Raw genomic sequence first — 17113 nt, 5'->3', positions numbered from 1 at the left:
AAACCCCTCCCTAAAGCCATCTATTTCTCCATACCTAACGCGGTTAATAATTGCTGAACCTGTGTTTCCTGCTCCTCTAAGAATTTTGTGAAATCAGAGCTGTTTTTGTATTCCATTTCCCAGCCCTGTGTTTCTACTTCCTTCTTCCATTCAGAGGTATTCACAAGCTTTTCTATAGAAGTCTCCCAATATGTTTTGGCTTCGTCCGACATCTTTTCAGGACCAAATAGCCCACGCCAAATAGTAAACTCTGCATCGACACCCTGTTCAATGGCAGTTGGGACATCCTTGAAGTCTCCGCCAATACGTTCCGGTGAAGTAACAGCTAACACCCGCACATCTCCTGCTTTTAAGAATTCCTTCACACTAGAAGCATCTGTCCCAATCACATCTGCATTTCCACCAAGTAAGGCTGTAATCGCCTCTCCTCCGCCATCATAGGACACGTACTTCACCTTTGTCGGATCCACCCCATACTTATAAGCTGGAAGAATGGAAATTAAGTGATCCATTGATCCAGGTGCCGAGCCGCCTGCAAATGTTAGTTTCGTAGGATCCTTCTTTACCTCCTCCAAAACGGACTTTAGATCGGTAAACTTTGAATCTGCTTTTACAACAATAGCTCCATAATCTTTCGTTAACTGTGCTAGAGGAGTTGTGTTTTTGTAACCAAATGGACTATTCCCTTCTTTTTTTAAGTTATTAATGATAATAGGAGGAGAATTGACGAATAACATATCATTATTTTCTACCTGCTGGGTCGCGTATTCAGCCATAAATACAGCTCCACCACCACCAGGTTTGTTTTCAACTGTTAACGGTTGTTGCACAATTTTTGTCTCTGATAACACCTTAGTTAATGAACGAGCCGTTAAGTCCCAACCCCCACCAGCTCCTGATGGTGCCACCACTGAAATAGCCTTAGTAGGATATCCTGGACTTTCTTCCTTTTTGTCAGACCCCGCTGTTTGTTGACCACTACTGCAAGCACTAAGGCTTAGTGCCAATACTCCTGCACAAAAACAAGCTGAAATTTTTTTAATAGAAAACATTTCAAATCCCCCTTTGTAAGCGTTTTCTTAATTTTACAAAACTTTTGAACATTTTTTGAATTATACATTTAAACAACATTAAAAACTTATTAATCATTTTGTTCATTTTGTTCACGACAAATTTCAGTACAAAAAAACCAGTTCCTTTTCAAGAACTGGTCTTCTATCATACCTCTAGGGTTTACACTTCAATTGCAAGAATATCCTCAATCTCGTCTTGGATTTCTTTGCTAACCAGACTAAGACGTTTCTTTCTTAATTCAAGATCCGTTTCTTTGTCTATAAATTGATTCGTATGTTTGTCAAAGCATGAGAAACAAATAGAATAGAATAGTTTATTTTGCTTCTTTAAGAAATCAAATTCCCATGTTTCTAATTCTAAATAACTTACTCTTTCCTTCGTATCTTTATTACATATCTCGCATTTCGTTGTCATGATTTAATCCATCCTTACATCTTGCTATTATTTTTTAGCTAGTTGGCGTTCTTTAATTCTTTTTAAGCGCCCGTGATATTTCATAATATTCGCTTGTGATTGCTTCGCTTCTTCCGTAGTAGGCTGGAGGTTTTCAATATCCCAGTACGTGACAACTACATCTAATACTTGATCAAAATACTGTAATGGACCGTAATTCGCTTCGAGGGCGATCGTTTTCATTCTCTCATTAAAGTCAGGCATAACGGCGCCAGGCATAGAGAAATTGATAATGACATCTTCGAAGAATACTAGGAAATTGGGGTCAAGTTCCAAGTGTGCTTTCACCGTATCGCGATAGAATGCATAATGAAGAGCTTCGTCTTTCGCTAGTCTTCTAAGTAAAGTTGCTAAGTCCTTGTCGTGAGGACTAGCAATTTTCGCGACATTATTATAGAAAACAAGAGTAGCTAATTCTTGTAAAGAAGTATAGGCCATCGTTGCTAGTGGGTTCGTGAAGTCAGGGAACCAGCCACTCTCAACCATTCGCTTTCTTAGTTCATGTAATCGTTTTGGATCCACGTTACGAGTCACCAATAAATAGGTTTCAAGTAAACTAGAGTGTTGGTCTTCTTCTGCCGTCCATGTGCGAACAAATTCATTAATAACTTCCATAGAGTTTTTAAAAGTATAATCCAAATGAGATGTATACCAAGGCAAATTCACTTCTGTTAATAAAGCTGTCTCAATCGCCACAATCACTGCTTCCGGAAGAGTGACTTGACTTTTATCCCAAGGAACTCTCTTAAATGACATCGCCTTGTCCCACGGGATAAATTCATGATAACTCCAGTCAATATTTGCCGAACGTTCCTTATGTAATTGATATAATTCCTTAATTTTTGGTTCTAAACGTGTATCCAAATCTGAATTTAGCATGGATTAACCCCTTACATTTTTTACTTTCTAGTTATACATAATTAAAATAGTTTCCGTAGTGATTTTAACAGAATTTTTCGATAAGATAAAGAAATATGAATAATAAAAAACTGTAGACAAGTTAGAAGTCTACAGTTCGCATGGTATTAAAAAGGAACTTTTTTATAGTATCTTCTTGTGGTGAGAGGGTGGTTTCTAACTGCTTCCAAATGACAGCTGATTCTTTCTAGTAGGGTTGCCAATACGATTGGCGATAATAACGGCCTAAATGGCTCTGAAATTCCCTCGAGTAGATAATCTGTTGTATCAAATACGGTTAATTCCTTTGAAAAGTGGTGGGCAAAGCGTTCCACTCTGTCCGTTAGGGAACGTGCTTTTCCTTCTCCTTTTAACAATAGGATACTTGTATCTTCTTCTACCAGTTCAAGTGTTCCATGGAAGAAATCAGATGCTTGAACAGGACGCGTCTTAATCCATTGCATTTCTTCTAGGATACACATTCCATAATAGTAGGTTTGACCCCAATCAATTCCAGCTCCAGACAGGATATGATAAGGAGTATCTTTATGCTTTTGTGCAAACTCTTTTGCACGATTTTCAGTATCCTCTTTCACCTTTAAAAGAGCTTGTGGTAATAATTTTAGCTCTTCCATCCATTGATGGTACTCAGGAAACTCCTGTCTCTTATACATTAACCGAAAAGCAATGAGGAATGATTGAAGATAGAATGATTCACAGGACGTATCATCCTCTGCAAAGTTAACAAAAGAATAATCTGTCACTTCAGTAAGTGGTGTATTCGCATAACCCACTAAACCAATAGTAGTAGCACCCTTTTCCTTACAAAATTTTGCAACTTCTACTGTTTCTTTTGTTGTTCCTGATAAAGATGGAAGAATGACTAGTGATTGTTCACCTAAATGCTGATGATCCATTACCATCAATTCAGACGATATTTCCGTGAAAACAGGTAAGGTTGAGTGATTCTTTAAGATGTATTCTGCAGCATACATTAATATGGCCGCTCCACCCGTGCCAACAAAAAATAAATTCTTTACTCCTTTTGTTACTAAATCATCTACCACTATGTCTAATTCATCCTTCAAACCGATTGCCCCATTTTGGATTCGTAAAAATCTGTCTCTATCAAAATTAAACATCTTTCCCACCCCTTAGTAATCCATTTTGCGGTAGTATCTTCTTAACTCTAGAGGATGGTTTCTTTCTCTTTCAAGATAGACACTAATTTGTCCAGTTAATGCCCAGTTTACATTCACAGCAAAAAACTTTCGAAACTTTTCACTAATACCGTCTAACGGATAGTCCTTAGTATCAATAATAAATAACTCGTTTGTAATTTTTTCAGCGAATCTTTCAACTCGATCCACGAGTGGTCGAGTTTCATCTTCTCCTTTGAACAGGATGACACTTGTATCCTCCTCAACTAGCTCCAACGTACCATGGAAAAACTCTGCTGCATGAATCGATTTGGATTTAATCCATTGCATTTCTTCTAAGATACACATAGCATACGAGTAAGTATTTCCCCATAGATTCCCTGCTCCGACTAACATATGGTACCCGGTATCTTTGTGTTTAATGGCAAATTGCTCTGCGCGAGGGTCAAACGTTTCAACTGCGTGAACAATTCCTTGTGGAAGAAGAGCTAGTTCTTTTGTAAATTGTTCATAGTCAGGAAACTCTCCATGATTGTGAATAAATCGAGCAGTAAGCAATTGGAGGTGTACAAAGAACGTATCAAACGAATGCTTTTCCTTGCCTGTTGAAATGCAATGATCCACTACATTAGCTAGAGGGGTATCTGGGATGGCTACTAAACCAATTGTCGTCGCCCCTTTATCTTTGCAAAATTCTGCAGCTGCAACAGTTTCTTTTGTTGTACCAGTGACAGAAGCAAATATACAAACCGAGTCCTTTGTTAAATGACGATTGTTCATCACTAGTAGCTCTGCTGCAATCTCAGTATGAACATCCAAACTCGAGTTTGATTTAAAAATATACTCATAAGGATACATCATCGCTATCGTTCCACCAGATCCAATCAAAAAGATGTTTTGGAAGCCCTTATTTGAAATCTCATCTACGATTCTTTCGATTTCTCCTTGCTTTGCCATTCCTTCCTCTCCAACTAGTTGCAAAAATAAATCTTTATCAAATTTCAACATAATAATCCCTCCACAATTTTTAATTATTCATTTAGATAAGGAGCTAACATGTTAAGTGATTTTTCGATTGCTTCATTTGGGTTCAGCAAATACTGTGTAGAAGTAAACTCCAGTGTAAGAGCACCTTTATAATTGTAATCAGATAATGTTTGAATATAGGTTTCTAATGGAAGGTTTCCATCTCCCCAGGCTAAATGCCCGGCAGGTTTTCCATCAATAAAATGAATATGCGCTAGTTCCAACTGTTCCAAATAGCTACCTAAAGTTTCTCCCTCCACCGCCATCGGGATTGTATCTACCATTCCTTTTAGATAGGGAGAAGAAATATCTTCAAGGAGTCCCTTTAAATCAGGCAATGTATTTACGATGTTCGATTCCACTTTTTGCAATGGCTCTAACGCTAATACGATTCCTTCTTTTTCTGCATAGTTTGATAGAATATCTAATGAGGCCTTTGATCTTTTTAATGCCTCCTCACTACTTTCATTTCGGTATCCCCAGCCAGCTGTTACTAACACCATAGGAATTTCTAATTCTACTGCCACATCAATTGATTTTTGAAAATAACCGATACTTCTCTCCCTGATGTCCATCTCTTTTGCAGCTAGATTGATGGGATACATGCATTGTTCTGGAGTAAAACAAACGACTGTTAATTCCCTTTGGTGAATCTCACTTTTGATTCGCCTAATATCTTGTAATGACAGATCCTCGATATACAAATGCGGTGCTGCCCCCCAAACTTCAATCTGCTGGAATTTAAACTTCACCATTGCATCCAAAAAGTATTCAAATGGATAATGTAGATAATGAAAGTTCATCCCCGTGATCTGTTTTCTGGAAACCTTCTTCATTTGCTCCCCTCCTAATGGTATATACCATTATATTCGTCTATATTAGTTAAATATACTAATATAGACACTTATATATTATTATCCTTTCACACCACCTGCCGATATCCCACGGACAAATTGCTTTTGAAAGATAATATAAGCGATAATCATCGGTAATGCTGAAATAGCTAATCCTGCCAATTGAATTCCGAAGTTAGTATTTAATTGACTTCGTAAGTTCATCAAACCAACCGGAATGGTTCTAAGGCTTGAATCCTCAATAAAAACCAAAGCAAACATAAATTCATTCCAAACATTCATGGCAGTTAATAGGGCACAGGAAGCAATAATTGGCTTTCCCATCGGGATAATGATATTCCAGTACACTTTCCAACGATTGCATCCATCAATAATGGCTGCCTCTTCAAGCTCTCTTGGTATCGATAAAAAATACGATCTCATTAAAAAAATAGCAAATGGCAGTTGGAAGGCAACATATGGAATGATTAATGCTCCATAGGTATTGTAAAGCCCAATTCCTTGAAGAAGCTTGTATAGCGGAATCAAACTTACTTGTGGAGCAAGCATTAACCCACTTAATATAATGATTAATAATATATTTTGTCCTTTAAAACGGAATCTACTTAACCCATAAGCAGCCATTGATCCAAATAACAATACTGTTATCACCGAAACCACCGTAATAAACACACTATTAAAAAAGTATTTTCCGATTCCCGCATCCCATGCTGCTTTGTAATTTTCCCATACCCATTCTTCTGGAAGTGACCATGTGTTTAAAAAGAAATCACTATTTGTTTTTAAACCACTTAAAGCTAGCCAGATAATAGGATATATAATCACTAGGGAAAACATACTAAACCACAACAGGATGACCACTTGGAAAATTCTATTCTTTACGATCGTCATTTGCTTAATCCACCTCCTGTCCCGATTTTCCCAATTTCATCTGGATGAGGGATAGGGTCAGGGTGATGATAAAAATAATTGTTCCGATGGTAGATGCATAGCCCATTTCATCGTTTCGAAAAGCGGAACGATATAACATTGTTCCTAGGACCTCTGTTGATCTTCCTGGACCGCCAAACGTCATCACATATACCTCATCAAAAACCTTAAAAGCTCCAATCACGGTAATGACGCAACCTACCAAAATCATTTCCTTTATTTGTGGTAGCGTAATATGGAAAAAGGAATTGATCTTTGAAGCACCATCAATCATGGCTGCCTCATAGTATTCCATTGGAATTTTTTGCATGGCAATGAGAAATAGCATCGTCATATATCCTGTATATTGCCATTGTGATACGGCAACTACAGCATAAATGGCCGTTTTACTGTCTCCTAACCAGGAATGAGCCCACTCCGATTGACCAATGGCGTTTAACACTCCATTCACTAACCCGATTTCTGGATTATAAATCAGTTGCCACATTAAACCTACAACCGCAATCGAAATAACAGAGGGAATAAAGAATACGGTTCTAAAAAAGGGTTGAAACCTCCTAATCAGTTTATCTTCTAAAATAGCAGCTATAATAATTCCCCCACCCACCTGGCAAAGTAAAGAAATAATTGCGTATAGGGAATTATTTTTTAAAGCGGTAAAAAATACGGGATCTTTAAAAAGCCTTATATAATAATCGAAGCCGACGAACGTTTTTCCTGCCTCAAAGGAATTCCACCTAAAAAAACTATTGTATAAATTAAGTACAATTGGCAGAAATACAATAAACAGGATTAGAAGGAGTGCTGGTAAAATAAAAAGGAATGCCGTTCGGCCGTTTCTATATGTTTCTTTCATCCTTCTCCCTCCTATGAGGGGGCAAGTAATCGAAAGAATACCTGCCCTGTTCTATTTATTCCACTTCACTCTGCACTTGTTTGGCTACATCTTGAACTTCTTTAATAATCTCTTCAGGAGATTTTGACCCATCTAGAAGAAGTTGAATGTTTGATAGATACACATCCGCTACTTTGGCGTGAACATCTGTATCTAACCATTCAGCCATTCCTTCTGACTGCTTCATATAATCCACACCTTCTGCCACTTGCTTTAGAGCAGTGTCAGGGTTCGTAGCTCCTTCGATAGGACTCGGCCAACCAATATCTTTCACTAGCTTTAACGAATTTTCTTTACTAGTAATAAACTTTAAAAATTCTACGGCTTCTTTCGGATGCTTTGACTTTGAAGAAACAATAAATCCATCTGGAGCACCTGTTATATAATTTTGACTTCCATTCCCATCAGCTATTGATGGCATCGGGAAGAATCCCCAGTTCCCTTTCAAAGCATTTTCTACATCTTGAAACTCTTCTAATTCAACGTAGAACATAGCCCCTTTTCCTGCAAAGAACATTTGCTTCACCATATCATGAGAACTTGAGTTTACGTTATCCATAAAATAACCCTTCTCGTTTAATTCAGCTAACATTTCCATCGCTTTTACATAGCCTGGATCCGTGAACTTTCCTGAACGAGGATTATAATCATTCATTCGAACCTCTTGGTCCACCATCTTCTGGTTCAGCCCTGTTAGGTAGTGGATAGCTGCCCAAGGACTTTCATTTCCAAGCATGAGTGGAGTTTCGCCTTCTTCTTTTAAAGTGTCGAGAATATCTAAAAATTCATCCCATGTTTTAGGAGCATCTAATCCATATTTATCAAAAATTTCTTTATTATAAACAAAGAACTTTCCATTAAATCTTAGTGGAATTCCATAGTTCTTCCCATCCGAAGAAAATGGCTGTAGGGAAGCCGGAATGAAACTTTCTTTCCATGCAGCGTCCTCCTCTAAATATGGGGTGAGATCTAAGGCTGCATCGGCACGTACGAATTTTCTAGCAAACTCACCCGACCAAGAAAACATAATGTCTGGAACCTCGCTTCCGCCAAGAATGACGCGAAGTTTATCCTTTATCGGTTCGTCCGCAATTGCTTCCATTTTAATTTTAATATCTGGATTTTGAGTTTCAAATTCTTTTACTACTTCTTCAAAATAAGGGGCGTATTCTGGTTGAGGCCACTTATGCAAAAATTTCAAAACAATCTTATCCGAATCATCTTCATTTGATGAGGTAGAACTGGAACAACCCGTAATGACCAATGCCAACATAAGCATGAATACAATTAATATTTTTGTTCTCATTCATTGACCCTCCTTATAGTTAGAGCATAAATAATTATTTAAGGTGTATTAGCCTTCCAAAACACAACCACCCCCGGTACTTTTTATCTATGATTCTTAAATCCTTTTAAAAAAGAATTTAGAATTCCATACCAAATCCAAATGCTCCATCGACCAAGCAAGTCTGTGCCGCAAATTTCGCTCCTTCTTCTAGGCTTTCACGGATCAACTGATCTTCATTTACCTTCTTCTTTCTCCCTTTTAAGTACTCAAGAATGAAAGCTGTAAAAAAAGAATCTCCTGCTCCAAGCGTATCTACAGGTTTAACATAGTGGGGTTTTTGTTCATAAAAGTTTTTTCCGTTAAATACCATTGCCCCTCGTGAACCCATTGTCCCAATAGCCATTGAACTGCCTAAGGAACACACATATGTTAAAAGGTCCTTTACTTCTTCTGTTGGAAGCTGACCACATGAGAGAAGACTTATATTAACGTGAGGGCAAACCCCCTTTAAAACGCTTTCATTATAATCCGTTGAAAAATCGAAGGAAACGAGAATCCCGGTTTCCTTTAATTTATGTAGTTCTGCTTCCATCCCGCTATAAATGCTACTATGAGCCAATTCAAATGTTTGAATATAATCCAAATCTTCTTGTGTGAGAATAATAGGATGTTCCTTTTGTACACCTCCATCATTTCCTCCGATAAATACTCTATCACCATCCACAAGATCTACTGCTGCAAAGCCATTTTCCCCAGGATGCTGTCGACAATAAGAGATATCTATCTTCAAATGGTTTAGTGTTTCGATAATATGATTCGCTGCCTTATCATCTCCAAATACACCTAAATAGGCAGCATCTACTCCTAGTTGCTTTGCATAAACACTTAAATTCAGCGCATTTCCCCCTGGATACATGATTCTCTTATACATATACTTATCAACCACATTATCTCCAACCCCAATGACTCTCATCACTTTCCCTCCTCTTACCTTTAATGGTATATACCACTTTTAATAACCTGAAATGATAGTCATTTCAGATGTAGCTCGGAATAAAACCTGACAATGTCACTTCTAGTTAGTGATGTTGAATATTCGATCGATTGTTCCTGATCATCGTAGGCCACCGCTTCACGTAAGACACATGGACTTTCGGATCGAATTCTAAGTAATTTACAGTCACTTTCTTCTGCTAGTTTCACTTTCATATATTCTTTGGCCTTTACTAGCGTAATGCCATATTCACTTTCTAACATTTGATAAAGAGAATGATTGTTAGTTATTCTATTATCTATATCTGGACAATACCTATACGGAATAAAGGATTCTTCAATAGAAATAGGAATTCCATTCACGTTTCTCAATCGCTTAATAATAACAATTTCTTCCCCATCAGGAATGTTTAGCTTATTTGCGATCCCTGGTTTTGCTGGACTCGTTTTAATTGAAAGAACTTGGGTGCTTGGTGTTAACCCTTTTCCCAGCATCGTTCTTGTAAAACTATTAAAAGTTATGAAATCCATCTCGATCTTATAATTAGATATAAAGGTTCCTGCACCAACTCTTCGTTCCACGACCCCTTCTCTTTCTAATATGGATAGGGTATGTCTTGCCGTCATCCGGCTGATTCCATATTGTTCAGCTAATTCCCTTTCAGATGGGAGCTTATCTCCATGCTTTAGTTTCCCGCTTTCAATATCGTCGATGATTTTATCTTTTAATTGTTGATAAAATGGTGTTTCTTCTTCCCCTTTATGCATTTCTTCACCTGCTTTAAATGGTTAATACTTGGCTAGTACTATTTACATTATATAGTAATATACAATCCCCTGTCCTATGCTATTCAATCATTTTGGTATATACCATTTTTAATAAACTAGAAATATGAGTTTGTAGAAGAATCTATAGATTAGGTGAATGCTTCGGGAAAGGTTTCTTTGAAAACGATTACATATTTGTTAATTTTAGAATAGTTTAAATATTCAGTGTTGTCAACAAGACGATCGAACTTTTTTGGGGATTTTCCATCAACAATTTCCTACATTATTTTTAAAACAACCTCTTTCTCTTTTTCCCAAAAGAAAAGACCACAATCTAAATAGGATCATGGCCTCTTCTAATAGGGTTTTTAAATTGGTACGTTTACCTCGTTCATATCCTTATTCCCCGACACTTTCACAGGTGCTGTTTCCTTTAGGGCAAAGGATAAAAGAAAGAAAATAACTGCAGCTCCACTGGCAAGCCATAGCGGGGCGTACAAACTGTATTTGTCTGCTAAAACACCCGCAACAATTGGTCCTAAAGTTCCGCCAATAATCTCTCCAGTTAACACAATAACCGCTATTGCAGTAGCCGCAAATGTTCTTGGTACTGACTCAGAGGGAATAATAGCAAGATATAGCGGCTGTCCTCCAAATCCGATGGCTAGTATGAAAACAGAAATAGCTAGTAAAGCGAAATTATTATGAAAATTAGCAATGGCTAACGGTAGGAAAATAGCAATAAACGTTACGGGAGTGATAACCGCTTTCCGCCCTACCTTATCGGATAAAAACGGAATAAATAACTGCCAAAAGAACATGGAAATCCCTAAAACACCTAAAACAATTCCATATTGCGCTTCACTGTATCCAGATACACCTGATAGAAATAAAGGCATAAAGCTAGTAAATACCAGTAAATACATCATATAGAAAATAGCGATTAACATTCCCACCCATACGTTTCTTGTTTTAAAAACACTTTTGTATTCACTAAAGGTTGGCTTTCCCTGCTTTTCTCCACTATTTCCAGATGAATGTAAGAGTGGCTCCCTCATATAAAACATTAATATGATAGCAAGAATGACTCCAGGAATAGCAAGAGCAAAGAAAGAATACCGCCAATTTGTCGCTGCTGCAATGGCCACAACCAGGACTGGAGCAACCGCATTTCCTAGAAGAGGTCCGGAGCTTTGAATAAAGCCCATATTAAACCCTCTTCGTTTTGGAGTGGATTCCGCCATAATTGTAGACTGAACTAGTGGAATAACTGGTCCCTCAGATGCTCCCATTAAGAGTCTAACCAGAATGAGGGATCCAAGCCCGCCAACTAGGCCAGAGGTAAAGGTAGCAGCCGAAAAGATGATAATAAAAACAATTAAGGTCTTTTTCTTTTTTCCAAGAAAGTCAGATAAACTAGCAAATAATAGGGTTGATAATCCCCAAGCAATAGAAGTTGCCCCAACAATCATCCCCATTTGTGTGTTGTTTAGACCTAACTCTGGTGCAACAAAAGGAAATAAATATATAATGCTAAGCCGATCCATAAATACCAAGCCAAAAACCAAAAACAAAACGAATAATATACCATTTTCATATCGGAAAAAAGATTGCTTTTTTTGACTCATAGCCTGACACCCCTTTTATGATTCAACCTAACGGGATTATCCTTCTCCCTTTTACTTAGTTTAGGATTTGCTGATTAAACTCTAATCCTTTAAACCCCATCGGCAAGCCAACATAATTTTCAGCCAAACTTTTTGCAGCTGCTTCTGAAGAAGTAACATAGTCTAGCTCAGCGATTTGAATTCCATATTCGTACGGAGTCTGTTCAACATTTCTATGAAGCATGGTGGTCATCCACCAGGAGAATCGCTGGGCTTTCCATACTCTTTGCAAACAAATAGAGGAGTAATGTTCCAAAGTATCTTCATTTCCTGAAAGATAAAATTCGCTGATTCCTTTCGCTAATACTTGAATATCAGCTACTGCTAGATTTAGCCCCTTTGCACCAGTTGGCGGTACAATATGTGCGGAATCACCAGCCAGAAATAATCTTCCATACTGCATCGTTTCACAAACAAAGCTTCTCATGGCAACAATATTTTTCTGAATAATCGGGCCATCAATCATTTTCCATCCATCTAAAGTATCAACCCTTGCATGTAGCTCGGACCATATTCTGTCATCTGACCAATTCGCAATATCATCTTTTGGATCAACTTGAAGGTAGTGGCGTTGAATCTTAGGGGTACGAGTACTTAATAGTGCAAAGCCTCGGTCGTGGTGGGCATAGATAAGTTCTGGATGTACTGGTGGAGTTTCGGCAAGAATTCCTAGCCAACCAAAGGGATAAATTTTTTGTTTTTCCACCCTTTCTTTTTTTGGTATCGCTTGACGGCTTGGACCATGAAACCCGTCACAGCCTGCTACGAAGTCACATTCAATTTGTTCTACCTCAGTCCCATTTTCCTGTTTAAAACTAATGGTTGGAGAATTCGTATCAACATCGTGAAGCTGAACGCCTTTCACGTTAAAGTAGATCTTTCCATCGACCTTTAGACGAGCTTCAAGCAGGTCCTTGATCACTTCGTGTTGAGGATAAACCATAATTTTCTTTCCATCGGTTAATTCATTCATATCAATTCTATGTCTACGACCATTAAACTGAAGTTCAATTCCATGGTGAATATGCCCTTCTCTCATCATTCTTCTTCCAATACCTGTGCTATTAAGTAAGTCAACTGTTCCTTGTTCCAGCACTCCTGCACGGATCGTTCCCTCGATTTCTTCCTTCGAACGATTTTCAAGAATAATAGAGTCAATGCCTTGAAGATGCAGGAGATGGGACAGCAATAATCCAGCTGGCCCCGCTCCGATAATACCTACTTTTGTCCGCATGAAACATCCTCCTACTTCCTTGTTAACGCTTACAAAACTAACTGTTAACAGATATTTATTTCTTTACTACCTTACTATCTTCCATTCGATCCTCTCCAACTACCTTTTTGGAGTCAAAGGTTAGCAATACATTCCAGCTTCCTGAGGATTGCCCATCTGCTAAGTAAGCTACCTCATCATCCTTTTGAAGCATACTAAACAACATTGCCAGATGTCGTCCACCAGACTCAACCCTAGCCATTCTCGCATATTCAGGTAACATATCATAAGCAGATTGATAGTCTTTTTTCATCACAAACTCAATGAATTGTTTATCTAAAGAGTGCTCTGCCACAGTCGGCTTATTATGACGACCGCGGACTAAATTATGAGATAGAGCACCACTTGAAACAAAAACGACCTTTTTATCAGTAGCATGTAAAACCTTTGCTATCTCTTGACCCCATTTATATGTTTCTTCGATACTAGCAGCAAGAGTAACCGAAAGATTGATGATAGGAATATCTTCATTCGGTACAAGATATCTTAAAGGGACAACCGTTCCATAATCCCAAATATAGTATGGATCATTTACTCCTTGTACCTGTAATCCTGCACTCACACCTGCTTGCACCAGCTGATTAGCCAAATCGGCATCACCTGGATAATAATAAGGAATATCCTTAATAAGATCAGGAGCTTCAAAGGCTGTTAAAATCCCCTTATGCTCAGGGGTACAGTCAACATAATGGAAGAAAGTAGATGGCCAATGGCAGGATACTAACACAATCACATCCGGTGAGATTTTTTGAATGTCCTTGGCAACCTCTTTTAATCCTTCTACCATGTCTCTTTGAAAATCCGGAGCTGTATCTTCATGACAGATACTTGGAACATGCGGAACTAACGTACATAACTCAATAGTCATTATGAACCTCCTTATAGTCCTTACGATTTTGACTTTGGCACACCTGCTACTCCCCAATGAGTTTTCGGAATCTCAGTCACTAATACTCGAATACTCTCTTTTGGAGCGTCCAATGTTTCAGTAACCGTATTTGTAATATTCTGAATCAATTCTTCAATTTTCTCCTTTGGTCTGCCTTCCATCATTTGAACCTGAATGATTGGCATAGGATGCCTCCTTTCTCTTCAAATAAAATTAATCTGTCACCACAAAAGAGACTTCACCTAATCCATCGAATCGACCGGTTACAACATCTCCCTTTTCTAACAAAATGGCACTTGTAATTGCTCCAGATAAAATCACATCACCCTTACGAACCTTCTCCCCTTTACGAGAAAGCATATTTGCTAGCATCGCAATCGCTTCCGCTGGGTGGCCAAGCACAGCTGCTCCTGCACCAAGCTCCTTAATTACCCCATTAATAGAAAGTGTTACACCTACTAAATCAAGATCAAATTTGTCGGGCTTTTGAAAAGATGTTCCGAAAACAACTCTAGATGTAGATGCATTGTCTGCAATTACGTCTGGTAAAGTGAATTGGAAATTGACGTACCGACTATCGATTAGTTCAAGAGCTGGAATCACATACTCAGTTTTTGACAACACATCTGCTGCTGTCACGTTTGGTCCTTCAATGTCCTCCCCAATGACAAAAGCAATCTCTGCTTCTACTTTCGGGTGAATCATGTCTTGTAATTGAACCCTTCCACCATTTTCGATCAGCATATAATCAAACACATATCCATAAATGGGCTCATTTACATTCATTTGCTGCATCTTTGCTTTGCTAGTTAAACCCATTTTTGGTCCGACGATCCTTCTCCCTTCTTCCAGCTTTATTTTGACAAGCTCCTGTTGGACGAGATATCCTTCTTCAACAGAAAGATCTGGTTTGATATTCTCTGTTACTTTTACGACCTCCCTTTTCTCTTCCTCACCAGCAATTAAATATTTTGCAATCTCTTTATATTCCACTGTCGCCATTCCATTTCCTCCTTATCAACCCGTTGTTTGCAGTTTTTTAGCAAGTTCAGCAGCCACATCAAGGATCATATCCTCCTGACCACCAACCACCTTCATCTTTCCAAGCTCAACGAGAATATCACGGGAATCAATTCCAAATTTTCGTGCAGCTGCTTGTGCGTGTAATAAGAAGCTAGAGTACACACCCGCATATCCGAGTACCAAACCGTCTTTTGTAATTTCTTGTGGTTTTTCTAATATTGGAGCAACAATATCTTCGGCTACATCCATCATTTTGTACAGATCCACTCCCGTTTTTATACCTAAGCGGTCAAGGACGGCGACGAGTACTTCAGTCTGCGTGTTTCCAGCACCGGCGCCAAGACATCGGATGCTTCCATCTATGCGTCTTGCTCCCTCTTCAATCGCGGTAATACTGTTTGCTACCGCCAAAGATAGGTTATTATGAGCATGGAAACCAATATCAATCGAAAGACTTTGTCTAAGAGCGCGAATTTTCTCCTTCACTTCATGTGGCAAGAGAGCCCCCGCAGAATCGACCACATACACTGTATCGGCACCGTAACTCTCCATAAGCTTCGCTTGCTCCACCAACTTTTCCGTAGGAGCCATATGAGACATCATTAAGAACCCTACTGTTTCAAGACCTAAATCTTTGGCAAGAGCAATATGCTGCGGGGCGACATCAGCCTCAGTCACATGAGTGGCCACTCTCACCATCTTGGCACCAAGCTGTGCCGCATGCTTTAATTCTTGCTTGGTTCCGATTCCAGGAATAAGAAGAACAGAGATTTTCGCCTGCTTTACCGAAGCAGCCGCCGCTTCAATTAATTCCATTTCATTGGTTCGGGAAAATCCATATTGCAAAGAGGATCCACCTAATCCATCTCCATGTGATACCTCAATATAAGGTACATTGGCTTGATCCAACCCCATTGCCACCTGAGTTACCTGCTCAACTGTAAATTGATGCCGAATCGCATGACTACCATCTCTTAAAGCTACCTCCGTCAATATTACATCACGTTTCGCTTCCATTTTTTGCTCCTCCTTTCTCTTAAACAATTGCTTGTGAAATTTTGCGTTTTGCCCATTCTTCTGCTACTTTCACAGCAGCTGCCGTCATAATATCCAAGTTTCCAGAATATTTCGGCAGATAATCGCCTGCTCCTTCTACTTCAATAAAAACGGTTATATGGTTGCCGTTGAAGATCGGTTCTTGTCTTAGTTTGTACCCAGGTACATATTCCTGTACTTGTTGTTCCATTTCTTTGATGGAACGAGCAATCCCCTCTTCATCCACCTGATCACCTTTTACTAAAACATGAATGGTGTCTCTCATCATGATCGGAGGATCGGCTGGATTCAGGATGATGATGGCTTTCCCAACTCTTGCTCCTCCAATCTTTTCAATTCCACGTGCTGTTGTTTCGGTAAATTCATCAATATTTGCCCTTGTTCCAGGACCCGCACTTTTACTAGAAATCGTAGCGACTATTTCCGCGTATTCCACTGATTGAACAGAATTAATCGCATGAACCATTGGAATCGTCGCTTGCCCGCCACATGTAATCAGATTAATATTATCTGCGTCCACATGCTCTTTAATATTCACTGGGGGTACGACAAGTGGGCCAACTGCAGCTGGTGTTAAATCAAGAACCTGTTTGCCCGCTTCTCGTAATAGCTTTGCATGCCTAACATGTGCTTTTGCTGATGTTGCATCAAAGACGATATCTGCCAGTTCTGATCGTTCTAAGAACCCCTTTATTCCGGTATCAATCGTTTCATAGCCTAGCTCTTTTGCTTTTCTTAACCCGTCAGATTCAGGATCAATTCCAATTACCGTCGTTAATTCAAGAACTTCTGAGCGTCCTAGCTTAATCATGAGATCCGTACCGATATTTCCTGATCCAAGAATTGCAACCTTTACTTTGTCCATGA

General features: G+C 38.8%; 18 protein-coding genes. All 18 read right to left on the bottom strand.

Annotated elements, in window-relative coordinates:
* Positions 1-20: 20 nt before the first annotated feature.
* Positions 21-1052 (bottom strand): Bug family tripartite tricarboxylate transporter substrate binding protein, encoded by a 1032-nt coding sequence (locus BKO01S_RS11885; RefSeq protein WP_066053868.1) that lies wholly within the window; start codon positions 1050-1052, stop codon positions 21-23.
* A 181-nt stretch (positions 1053-1233) separates the two neighbouring features.
* Positions 1234-1488 carry a hypothetical protein gene (locus tag BKO01S_RS11880; protein ID WP_066053865.1) on the bottom strand — a complete coding sequence of 85 codons (255 nt, stop codon included), beginning with the start codon at positions 1486-1488 and terminating at the stop codon, positions 1234-1236.
* Positions 1489-1515: 27 nt separating this feature from the next.
* Positions 1516-2406: an acyl-ACP desaturase gene (locus BKO01S_RS11875; protein ID WP_066053862.1), complete on the bottom strand. Its 891-nt coding sequence runs from the start codon at positions 2404-2406 to the stop codon at positions 1516-1518.
* Between the two features lie 146 nt (positions 2407-2552).
* Positions 2553-3566 (bottom strand): SIS domain-containing protein, encoded by a 1014-nt coding sequence (locus BKO01S_RS11870; RefSeq protein WP_066053857.1) that lies wholly within the window; start codon positions 3564-3566, stop codon positions 2553-2555.
* 12 nt (positions 3567-3578) lie between these two features.
* Positions 3579-4592, bottom strand: coding sequence for an SIS domain-containing protein (locus tag BKO01S_RS11865; RefSeq protein ID WP_066053854.1), 1014 nt, complete (start codon positions 4590-4592; stop codon positions 3579-3581).
* 23 nt (positions 4593-4615) lie between these two features.
* Complete coding sequence (locus BKO01S_RS11860) at positions 4616-5446, bottom strand: sugar phosphate isomerase/epimerase family protein (protein WP_066053852.1); 831 nt, start codon at positions 5444-5446, stop codon at positions 4616-4618.
* A 78-nt stretch (positions 5447-5524) separates the two neighbouring features.
* Entirely contained in the window at positions 5525-6355 is an 831-nt protein-coding gene (locus tag BKO01S_RS11855) for a carbohydrate ABC transporter permease (RefSeq protein ID WP_066053849.1), read from the bottom strand.
* A gap of 4 nt (positions 6356-6359) precedes the next feature.
* Positions 6360-7250, bottom strand: a complete 891-nt coding sequence (locus BKO01S_RS11850) for a carbohydrate ABC transporter permease (protein ID WP_066053846.1) — start codon at positions 7248-7250, stop codon at positions 6360-6362.
* 55 nt (positions 7251-7305) lie between these two features.
* Positions 7306-8595 carry an ABC transporter substrate-binding protein gene (locus BKO01S_RS11845; RefSeq protein ID WP_066053842.1) on the bottom strand — a complete coding sequence of 430 codons (1290 nt, stop codon included), beginning with the start codon at positions 8593-8595 and terminating at the stop codon, positions 7306-7308.
* A gap of 118 nt (positions 8596-8713) precedes the next feature.
* The gene (locus BKO01S_RS11840; RefSeq protein ID WP_066053837.1) at positions 8714-9550 is read right to left on the bottom strand and encodes a fructoselysine 6-kinase; all 837 of its coding nucleotides are present in this window, start codon (positions 9548-9550) and stop codon (positions 8714-8716) included.
* Between the two features lie 59 nt (positions 9551-9609).
* A complete protein-coding gene (locus BKO01S_RS11835; RefSeq protein WP_066053836.1) occupies positions 9610-10338 on the bottom strand; it encodes a GntR family transcriptional regulator in 729 nt (242 codons plus the stop codon).
* A 368-nt stretch (positions 10339-10706) separates the two neighbouring features.
* Positions 10707-11966 (bottom strand): MFS transporter, encoded by a 1260-nt coding sequence (locus tag BKO01S_RS11830; protein WP_066053833.1) that lies wholly within the window; start codon positions 11964-11966, stop codon positions 10707-10709.
* Between the two features lie 55 nt (positions 11967-12021).
* Positions 12022-13239 (bottom strand): 4-hydroxybenzoate 3-monooxygenase, encoded by a 1218-nt coding sequence (gene pobA, locus BKO01S_RS11825; protein WP_066053831.1) that lies wholly within the window; start codon positions 13237-13239, stop codon positions 12022-12024.
* 55 nt (positions 13240-13294) lie between these two features.
* On the bottom strand, positions 13295-14146 hold the full coding sequence (locus BKO01S_RS11820) for a DODA-type extradiol aromatic ring-opening family dioxygenase (RefSeq protein WP_066053828.1): 852 nt from the start codon (positions 14144-14146) through the stop codon (positions 13295-13297).
* A 20-nt stretch (positions 14147-14166) separates the two neighbouring features.
* On the bottom strand, positions 14167-14352 hold the full coding sequence (locus BKO01S_RS11815; protein ID WP_066053825.1) for a 4-oxalocrotonate tautomerase: 186 nt from the start codon (positions 14350-14352) through the stop codon (positions 14167-14169).
* A 28-nt stretch (positions 14353-14380) separates the two neighbouring features.
* Positions 14381-15169 (bottom strand): 2-keto-4-pentenoate hydratase, encoded by a 789-nt coding sequence (locus BKO01S_RS11810; protein WP_066053822.1) that lies wholly within the window; start codon positions 15167-15169, stop codon positions 14381-14383.
* A gap of 15 nt (positions 15170-15184) precedes the next feature.
* Entirely contained in the window at positions 15185-16207 is a 1023-nt protein-coding gene (gene dmpG, locus BKO01S_RS11805; RefSeq protein ID WP_066053819.1) for a 4-hydroxy-2-oxovalerate aldolase, read from the bottom strand.
* 19 nt (positions 16208-16226) lie between these two features.
* Positions 16227-17111 carry an acetaldehyde dehydrogenase (acetylating) gene (locus BKO01S_RS11800; protein ID WP_066053816.1) on the bottom strand — a complete coding sequence of 295 codons (885 nt, stop codon included), beginning with the start codon at positions 17109-17111 and terminating at the stop codon, positions 16227-16229.
* Positions 17112-17113: the final 2 nt, after the last annotated feature.

This window comes from Robertmurraya korlensis NBRC 107688 (assembly GCF_001591645.1).
Lineage (GTDB): Bacteria > Bacillota > Bacilli > Bacillales > Cytobacillaceae > Robertmurraya_A.
This window is presented reverse-complemented; position numbering and strand designations above follow the sequence as displayed.

What these genes read in the sequence shown, in the direction of transcription:
- BKO01S_RS11885 (WP_066053868.1), bottom strand. Translation starts at nt 1,052, where the DNA reads ATGTTTTCTATTAAAAAAATTTCAGCTTGTTTTTGTGCAGGAGTATTG.
- BKO01S_RS11880 (WP_066053865.1), bottom strand. Translation starts at nt 1,488, where the DNA reads ATGACAACGAAATGCGAGATATGTAATAAAGATACGAAGGAAAGAGTA.
- BKO01S_RS11875 (WP_066053862.1), bottom strand. Translation starts at nt 2,406, where the DNA reads ATGCTAAATTCAGATTTGGATACACGTTTAGAACCAAAAATTAAGGAA.
- BKO01S_RS11870 (WP_066053857.1), bottom strand. Translation starts at nt 3,566, where the DNA reads ATGTTTAATTTTGATAGAGACAGATTTTTACGAATCCAAAATGGGGCA.
- BKO01S_RS11865 (WP_066053854.1), bottom strand. Translation starts at nt 4,592, where the DNA reads ATGTTGAAATTTGATAAAGATTTATTTTTGCAACTAGTTGGAGAGGAA.
- BKO01S_RS11860 (WP_066053852.1), bottom strand. Translation starts at nt 5,446, where the DNA reads ATGAAGAAGGTTTCCAGAAAACAGATCACGGGGATGAACTTTCATTAT.
- BKO01S_RS11855 (WP_066053849.1), bottom strand. Translation starts at nt 6,355, where the DNA reads ATGACGATCGTAAAGAATAGAATTTTCCAAGTGGTCATCCTGTTGTGG.
- BKO01S_RS11850 (WP_066053846.1), bottom strand. Translation starts at nt 7,250, where the DNA reads ATGAAAGAAACATATAGAAACGGCCGAACGGCATTCCTTTTTATTTTA.
- BKO01S_RS11845 (WP_066053842.1), bottom strand. Translation starts at nt 8,595, where the DNA reads ATGAGAACAAAAATATTAATTGTATTCATGCTTATGTTGGCATTGGTC.
- BKO01S_RS11840 (WP_066053837.1), bottom strand. Translation starts at nt 9,550, where the DNA reads ATGAGAGTCATTGGGGTTGGAGATAATGTGGTTGATAAGTATATGTAT.
- BKO01S_RS11835 (WP_066053836.1), bottom strand. Translation starts at nt 10,338, where the DNA reads ATGCATAAAGGGGAAGAAGAAACACCATTTTATCAACAATTAAAAGAT.
- BKO01S_RS11830 (WP_066053833.1), bottom strand. Translation starts at nt 11,966, where the DNA reads ATGAGTCAAAAAAAGCAATCTTTTTTCCGATATGAAAATGGTATATTA.
- pobA (WP_066053831.1), bottom strand. Translation starts at nt 13,239, where the DNA reads ATGCGGACAAAAGTAGGTATTATCGGAGCGGGGCCAGCTGGATTATTG.
- BKO01S_RS11820 (WP_066053828.1), bottom strand. Translation starts at nt 14,146, where the DNA reads ATGACTATTGAGTTATGTACGTTAGTTCCGCATGTTCCAAGTATCTGT.
- BKO01S_RS11815 (WP_066053825.1), bottom strand. Translation starts at nt 14,352, where the DNA reads ATGCCAATCATTCAGGTTCAAATGATGGAAGGCAGACCAAAGGAGAAA.
- BKO01S_RS11810 (WP_066053822.1), bottom strand. Translation starts at nt 15,169, where the DNA reads ATGGCGACAGTGGAATATAAAGAGATTGCAAAATATTTAATTGCTGGT.
- dmpG (WP_066053819.1), bottom strand. Translation starts at nt 16,207, where the DNA reads ATGGAAGCGAAACGTGATGTAATATTGACGGAGGTAGCTTTAAGAGAT.
- BKO01S_RS11800 (WP_066053816.1), bottom strand. Translation starts at nt 17,111, where the DNA reads ATGGACAAAGTAAAGGTTGCAATTCTTGGATCAGGAAATATCGGTACG.